Below are 7,217 nucleotides of genomic sequence, written 5' to 3'. Positions count from 1 at the left end.
TCATTCTGGTCGTTTAATAATGTTCCGTCTAAATCTATCGCAATGAAACTCATGCTATATAGCCCCTTTTCTCATTCAATCTATAAAATTCTCTTTCTAGCTTTTTTACCTGCTATCAATAAAAATCCAATCAAAAAAGAGAGAGAACTCCCTCATCCATCTCGATATGTCCTTTTATGGATTGACTATGCTTGAATCCAATTGATCTCCTCTAATTTTGAATGATTTCTCCATTCCTCTGGAAATGGTTGCTCGCAGACAATCACATCGACTTTTTCTAGAGGACAAACTTTACTAAATGTGTCGACACCAATTTTAGAGTAATCCGTTAGCAATAAAACTTGCTTTGATACCTCGACCATCTTGCGTGAAACTAATGTTTCATGTAAATGATAATTACTAACCCCACTTTGAATGGAAACACCACCAGCTGAAATGAACGCTTTATCAATATTAAATTGATTTAACATTTGTTCAGTGAGACCGCCGCTTATAGATTGATGCTTTGGATCAATTTGTCCTCCTAGTAATAGAATTTGTCCTGTAAACTTATTTTGATTGAGCAATTCGGTTAACATAGACGACACAGGAAGAGAATTGGTTAATATCGTAATGTCTATTTTATTTTCGATACACTGCGCAAATTCAAGCATGGTTGTCCCTACATCAATGGCAATCACATCTCCGTTAGAAATGAGTTCTACTGCTTTTTTCCCAACCTTGATTTTCGCTTCTTGATTCACCGTTGTACGCTGTGTAAATGGAGGCTCCTCGAATTCAAAGACTGTTTTAATCGCTCCACCGTAAACCCTCTTTAAAAGTCCTTTTTCCTCTAATATCATCAAATCGCGTCGAATCGTTTCCTCTGAAACATTAAATTGATCAACTAATTCCACAACTTTTACTTTTCCCATTTTGTTAAGTTCTTTTAAAATTTCATTCTTTCTTTCTTCTGGCAAAACAGACATATTACTTCCCCCGTGATCATTAATAATTTATAAAATAATGCATTCTTTCTTCGGTATAAGAATATTAACGCGTGCTCCTTGCTCAAACATTTCCCCTCGGTGGTGAAGATAGTCTACAAGGAAAGCGGACTCATCTGTTTCTACTTCATATCTTAAAACATTCCCTGTCATAGAAACATCTTTAATAAACCCTTTAATTCCCCAGTTCTCTTGTAAATCCAAGCTATCCTCACCCGCAGAAACTAATTGTAAAACTTCAGGACGAATGGCGACCTCATTCCCTTTTAATTCTGTGCTGCGAACAAGTTTATGGAAAACTTCCATATTACAAACATTATAATTTCCGATAAATTTTGCAACAAATGTATTGATTGGAGAAGTATAAATTTCTGATGGAGAACCGGATTGTACAACTTTTCCTTTATTCATGACAAAAATTCGATCAGACATCGTCATTGCTTCTTCCTGATCATGAGTAACAAAAATAGTTGTAATATCTAATTCTTTCTGTATTCTCTTTAATTCTTTTTGTAAACTTTTTCTAATTTTAGCATCCAATGCGCTTAACGGTTCATCCAAAAGCAGTACTTTCGGCTCCATGACAAGCGCACGGGCAAGAGCAACCCTCTGCTGTTGTCCACCAGATAATTGATGAGGATACGATTCTTCTTTTCCTATTAAATCAACCATATCAATCATATTTTTCACTTTTGATTTAATATTTTTTACCTTCTTCATTTTAAGGCCGTAAGCGATATTGTCAAAAACGCTCATATTTGGGAAAAGCGCATAAGACTGAAATACCATACCGACTTCACGCTGACGCGGTGATAAATTAGTAATATCTTTTCCATCAATTAAGATTCTTCCTACATCAACACCTTCAAGCCCCGCAATGGAACGTAATAATGTACTTTTCCCGCATCCGCTTTGCCCAAGAAGTGTAGCAAATTCTCCTTTTTTTAATGTTAAAGAAATGTCATTTAGAACGACTTGATTTTCATACCCCTTAGTCACTTGATCGATGGTTACATAGCTCATTACTTTTCACCTTCTATAGCAGTATTTTTATTACAGTGTTGTTTTTTAAAAAATGAAAGAATTCGCTTCTTATTTGACACGACAGGATTTTTTTCGTTTCTAAACGTAAGTTTTAATACAATCCCCGTTAATAGTAAAATCATTGAATAATAAGTAATAACAATTGCACTTGTTAAGTGACCACTGCTGTTTAGTTTGTCGGCAAGATAAATTTGAATGGTTTCAAATCGGCCCCCGACAAGCAAATTAGCAAAAGCAAACTCACTAAATAAAAGAGCGACTGATAATAAGGTAGACACTAAAATACCAGATATAATATTTGGAAACACCACTGTGCGAAACGACTGGAATTTTGTAGCACCCAGTAATTCAGCTGCATCAACAAGCTGCACGGCATTAATCGTACGAAGACTGCTACGAATACCTTGATACATAAATGGCAGAATCGTTATGAAATAGGCACCGATTAAAATCCAAGGTGTACCGGCAATTTGAATCGGTCCATCTGAATATACCTTGATTAATCCTACAGCTCCAACAATGGGAGGAATTCCATAAGGAAGCATAGCTGCTGCTTGAAGTAATCCTTCCCATTTACTGAAATATACCGTGATGATAAAGATAGTCGGAAGCATAATAACAACACTAAGACCTACAGACATGACAATTAAAAACAGCGTTCGTCGAAAAGCATCATAAAACCGTTCATCTTGAAATAATTCAATATACCAATCCATTGTATAACTCTCAGGTAAAATGGTATGATCCCATTTACCGGCAATCGAGAATAAAAATGTTCCTACAAGCGGAATTAATAAATATATAACTAGTAACCCAACAATCACTTTATGAAAAGTCAATGAAGATTTCATCGTAAATCCCTCCTAATGCGGCGCATCATTCGTTCATTGAACCACATCGCCCCTATCATTGTCGCTGCTAGAAGAACTCCCATCGCACTACCTAGCTGCGGCTTTAATGCAACGTCACTAGCAACTAGAGAGGCAATTTGCAATGACAATAAGTTATAGTTGCTGCCTACTAATGCATAGGCAGTAGCGTAAGCTCCCATCGAATTAGCAAACAAAATACTGAAAGTACCTACAATACTAGGTAAAAGAACTGGAATCCCAATGTGAAGCCAAAATGATAATGTTGATCCTCCTAATAATGAAGAAGCTTCTTTCCATTGTTTCTTAATTCCTTGATAAGACGGGTAGATGAGCATAATAGCAAGCGGAATTTGAAAATATATATAAACAAGAATGAGGCCTGTCCATGAATATAAATTAAAATCCGCAAACACATCCCCACCAATCTTTGAAAAAAGCAACGTAAACAACCCATTGTTTCCAAGTAAAATAATAAATGAAAATGAAAGGGGAATACCCTCAAAGTTCGACGTCATATTAGCAATCATCAGTAAGCGATTTTGTATTTTTTGTGAGAACTTTGTAATCGAATAGGCTGCAATGACTGCTATAATCACAGAGGTTACAGCAGAAAATAAAGAAATGACAAGGCTATTTTGAATGGCTTGTAAGTAAAATTTACTTTTAAATATGGTGATATATTGATCAATCGTAACTTGAATTCCATCGTCTGCATAAAAACTATTTTTAATCATAGCCACTAATGGTCCTATTTCAAATCCAATCACAAACAAAATAAATGGCAGTAAAAGAGCTAATAAGTAAATTTTTTGTTTTTTTATTTTTCGCAAGACTTCTCGCTCCTCTTTGTTCTCTAACAATTTAGAAAAATTCGGGAATTGATTTAACAGTACGTTCGTTAAACCAATTCCCGTCAACCTTCATTCTTCATTTTAATGTTGAATAGTGTATCTTTTTTAAAGGGTATTTTTTCCTTTCAGACCTGGAAATTGATATGAAATCATTTTATTGGACGGCTCAATATTTAAAAGTTACAAACGAGCGGTGCAAAAGCTAATTGCGGAACTACTTCGCTGTAAACACCAGGCTCAACTTTTGGACTCATGATAAAGAGCGGTACATCACGCTCACCATCAGTTATGCCGCCATGGTTGCCATATTCACTCATGCCATGATCAGATGTAATTAAAATGTGGTAACCTTCTTTGATCCAAATTGGCAAAAGTTGTGCCAACAAGCTTCCCATTTTTAAGATTTGTTCACGATATTCTTTCGATTCCGAACCGAAAATTTCTCCTTTTACATCTACACCGAGCGGATGAATATATAAAAAGTGTGGGTCATACTTTCTGCGCAAAGCTTCTGCATCCATTAACACATGGCTGTCTGGATAGTCATCATCCCAATAAAATTTTCCATATTGAATCGGCTTAGATTCATCCTCTTGCTCACGATCTTCAATAAAATGGAATGGCGCGCGATTATAAAGTTCGCTTACCCAGTAATAAGATACCGTTCCGTTTCTTAAGCCGTTTTCTTTCGTAAGATGAAAGAGACTTTTCTCAGTAGATAGGCGAACGGCTTGATTGGACGTAATGCCGTTCACTGATGCCGGTGTACCCGTTAGTAACACCTCATATAATGGACGGGAAAGACTTGGGAGTTCCGACTTTACTTTGTAAAGTGCTGCCTGATTTGTTTCAACTAGATGTTGAATAAATCCAAGAGCCTCACATGCTTTATCATATCTCATACCATCAACAACAATTGCTATTACTTTATTTGACATGGACTAACACATCTTCTTGCCAAAGCTGCGGTAAATTTTTAGCCGTTTCTTCCCAAGCTTTGTAATCTTCAATTGGTTTTGCATTTTTGTACTGTTCTTCTGGAACCATTTTTTCAGCTACTTCTTTCGGTAGTTCTACATCGCGAATTGGACGGGCAAATCCTTTAGCTAAGTTAATTTGTCCTTCATCGCTTAAGATATATTCTCTAGTTGCCATCGCCGCATGCGGATGCTTTGCATTTTTGTTAATAATAGTTGCGTAGCCGCTTACGACTGAACCTTCACTTGGAATGGCGACGTCAAATTGATCGCGGTTAATTTGGTCAGCGTAACCAAGAGCATTGAAATCCCAAACAAGGGCAACTTCCACTTCCCCTTTTTCGATGTTAGCCGGCTTGGCATCAGTTAAGCTAAGGCGGCCTTGCTTGGCAAGCTTAGCAAAAAAGTCAATTCCTGGTTGGAGATTTGTTTCATCACCACCGTAAGCCTTAGCGGCAGCAAGAACGGCCATTTGGTTCTGTGTACCACGCTGAACATCTCCAACTGTTACTTTATAATCTCCTTTTAATATGTCATCCCATGATTTTGGCGGGTTATCTACTAATTCTTTATTAGTTAAGAATGCAATCGTTCCTTGGTAGCCAACAACCCAATCTCCATTGTCATCCTTTGCCCAGTCAGGTACCTCGTCCCAATAGGAAGTTTTATATGGCATCGTTAATTCTTTTTGTTCCGCGATGGGCCCAAAGGAAACCCCTACATCGCCGATATCAGCTGTTGCATTCTCTCCTTCAGATTCCATTTTGGCAATCTCTTCGGCACTGGATAAATCTGTATCATTGTGTTCCAATGTATATTTTTTCATCACTTCATTCCACGTTTCTCCCCAGTTAGCCCATGAATCAGGCATACCGACACTATTAATTGTCCCCTCTTCTTTTGCCTTTGTTTCAATTTCTTTCAGGGTTAACGAACTTGGATCCTTAACAACTGGAGCAGCCTCCTCTTTAGTAGCTCCACAAGCAGCTAATCCTAGTACACTCACTCCTAACATCACAGCTTGAATAGACTTGTAACAATTCTTCTTGAATGTGTAATTCATAAAAAGTGCCTCCATTTAATGTGGAATTTTTAATGTTTATTACTGTTTGTTACGGCTTAATCATAATCATTCAATATAAATCCCACATTAATCCAACGTTAAGATTTTGTAAATCAGTTCTTTATTTGTTCAATTCATCATCAGCTTTTATGTTCATACAATTGAAAAGGATAGCCTTTTAATAGTTTCGCGGGATTTGGTAGGTTGACATTTTGCATCGTATCGACGGCAAGCTCCTTTGCTTGTTTTTTATTCAATGAGGTAGTACCTTCCTTTGTTTAAGTTCAAAATTATTGTCCTTTACAAAGGGGGACCTAAAGTTAACTGAATGGTAGTTGGCATACGATATGTAACCTCGTCCCAGTGAGCCCAAAAAGTTAGACACTTTATTTAAATAAGCACAGCTTTGAGGGCATGAACCCGGAAATCTACCGGGCTCATGCCTTTTAATCTCTTCAGTTACCTAATCCCGCCATTTGCGAAAAAATGGTATATTATAGTTTATGACTTCAATGGTTTAAGACAAGGAGTGATGAAGTATCCGTAAACGATGGATCATTTCAGCAATTGTTGGATTATTGCTTATTTGTTTAAGTGTAATCGCCTTCAATTATTTCGGGAGCGATAAAACTGAAAAAGGGAAAAAAGCGGAAGCCAAGGAGTCCAAAATTCCTGAGGTGCAGGAATATGGCGGGACCCATCTAAAAAAAGTCGGCGATAAGGTTCGCCAAAAAAATTGGGGAACCTTCACATTGCTAGAAACGAAGTACATTAATGAGTCATTTGAATTGGCACCCATGGTCATCACAATCAAGGATATCCGTAGGATTCAATTGTCTTCACTCACAGATGAAGTAAAGGCGGAGCTCAAATCCTATACGGGATTGAGTTTTGAAGAGGCCTATTCGATATATTATAAAGAGAATTTATCCATGGAGGAAATCGATCAAAAGGCTGCGTTGTCTAAAACGGATATTGATGAAGAGGTTTCCTATCTAGAGATAACTTATTCCGTGGAAAATAAAGATTCGAAGGAACTTCAGTTCTTCAGCATGGAAAATGTTACTTTCAATGATGATCTTACATATGATGTGCTTCTGAAACTTTCATCCATTCCGGAGATACTTTTATGGGGACAAAAAAAGTAAGCCGATCAGATTACCAACCAGGAGAAACAAGAAAAGGCACAATTGGCTTATTGGTTGATCCCGAGGAAAACTTCGATCGGCTCGATTCCTTTTCATTCACTACCGATGATATAGCGGATGGTGAGTCTCATGAATTTTTGGTGGAGGGGACTTCATTTGAAATTCCGCTAAAAGGAAAGTAGTTTTATAGTCTATAAAAATATGATGGAAACCCTAAATAAGGGGAACCTCGAAAAAAGGCTTCACTTATTTAGGGTTTCCTATGAGTTCCCTAAC

9 protein-coding genes are annotated in these 7,217 nt (G+C 37.2%); 3 read left to right on the top strand and 6 right to left on the bottom strand.

All coding sequences use genetic code 11. From position 1 onward, the window contains the following. On the top strand, positions 1 to 195 hold a 195-nt coding region (locus FNK51_RS26990), incomplete at its 5' end, for a hypothetical protein (RefSeq protein ID WP_220127006.1). On the opposite strand, the gene FNK51_RS25120 is transcribed toward FNK51_RS26990, so the two are convergent. The 6 genes from FNK51_RS25120 to FNK51_RS25095 all read right to left on the bottom strand — a co-directional run bounded on the left by FNK51_RS25120 (position 186) and on the right by FNK51_RS25095 (position 5,793). After that, complete coding sequence (locus FNK51_RS25120; RefSeq protein ID WP_141995087.1) at positions 186 to 968, bottom strand: DeoR/GlpR family DNA-binding transcription regulator; 783 nt, start codon at positions 966 to 968, stop codon at positions 186 to 188. The genes FNK51_RS26990 and FNK51_RS25120 overlap by 10 nt on opposite strands. 27 nt (positions 969 to 995) lie before the next feature. Continuing rightward, positions 996 to 2,009 (bottom strand): ABC transporter ATP-binding protein, encoded by a 1,014-nt coding sequence (locus FNK51_RS25115; RefSeq protein WP_141995086.1) that lies wholly within the window; start codon positions 2,007 to 2,009, stop codon positions 996 to 998. Then, the gene (locus tag FNK51_RS25110) at positions 2,009 to 2,881 is read right to left on the bottom strand and encodes an ABC transporter permease (RefSeq protein ID WP_053346231.1); all 873 of its coding nucleotides are present in this window, start codon (positions 2,879 to 2,881) and stop codon (positions 2,009 to 2,011) included. Before FNK51_RS25110 ends, FNK51_RS25115 begins: the two co-directional genes overlap by 1 nt. Continuing rightward, positions 2,878 to 3,819: an ABC transporter permease gene (locus FNK51_RS25105; protein WP_286178881.1), complete on the bottom strand. Its 942-nt coding sequence runs from the start codon at positions 3,817 to 3,819 to the stop codon at positions 2,878 to 2,880. The genes FNK51_RS25110 and FNK51_RS25105 overlap by 4 nt, the downstream gene beginning before the upstream one ends. A gap of 107 nt (positions 3,820 to 3,926) precedes the next feature. After that, positions 3,927 to 4,691 (bottom strand): alkaline phosphatase family protein, encoded by a 765-nt coding sequence (locus tag FNK51_RS25100; RefSeq protein ID WP_141995084.1) that lies wholly within the window; start codon positions 4,689 to 4,691, stop codon positions 3,927 to 3,929. Further along, complete coding sequence (locus FNK51_RS25095; protein ID WP_141995083.1) at positions 4,681 to 5,793, bottom strand: ABC transporter substrate-binding protein; 1,113 nt, start codon at positions 5,791 to 5,793, stop codon at positions 4,681 to 4,683. Before FNK51_RS25095 ends, FNK51_RS25100 begins: the two co-directional genes overlap by 11 nt. 578 nt (positions 5,794 to 6,371) lie before the next feature. Here FNK51_RS25095 and FNK51_RS25085 point away from each other — a divergent pair. Together FNK51_RS25085 and FNK51_RS25080 are read left to right on the top strand one after the other, a co-directional pair. Then, positions 6,372 to 6,941 (top strand): hypothetical protein, encoded by a 570-nt coding sequence (locus FNK51_RS25085; protein ID WP_141995082.1) that lies wholly within the window; start codon positions 6,372 to 6,374, stop codon positions 6,939 to 6,941. Then, entirely contained in the window at positions 6,923 to 7,123 is a 201-nt protein-coding gene (locus FNK51_RS25080; protein WP_141995081.1) for a hypothetical protein, read from the top strand. The genes FNK51_RS25085 and FNK51_RS25080 overlap by 19 nt, the downstream gene beginning before the upstream one ends. Positions 7,124 to 7,217: the final 94 nt, after the last annotated feature.

This window comes from Bacillus sp. B4EP4a (assembly GCF_006680105.1).
GTDB lineage: Bacteria > Bacillota > Bacilli > Bacillales > DSM-1321 > Peribacillus > Peribacillus simplex_E.
The sequence above is the reverse complement of the archived record's forward strand: the minus strand, read 5'-3'. Positions and strand labels throughout refer to the sequence as shown.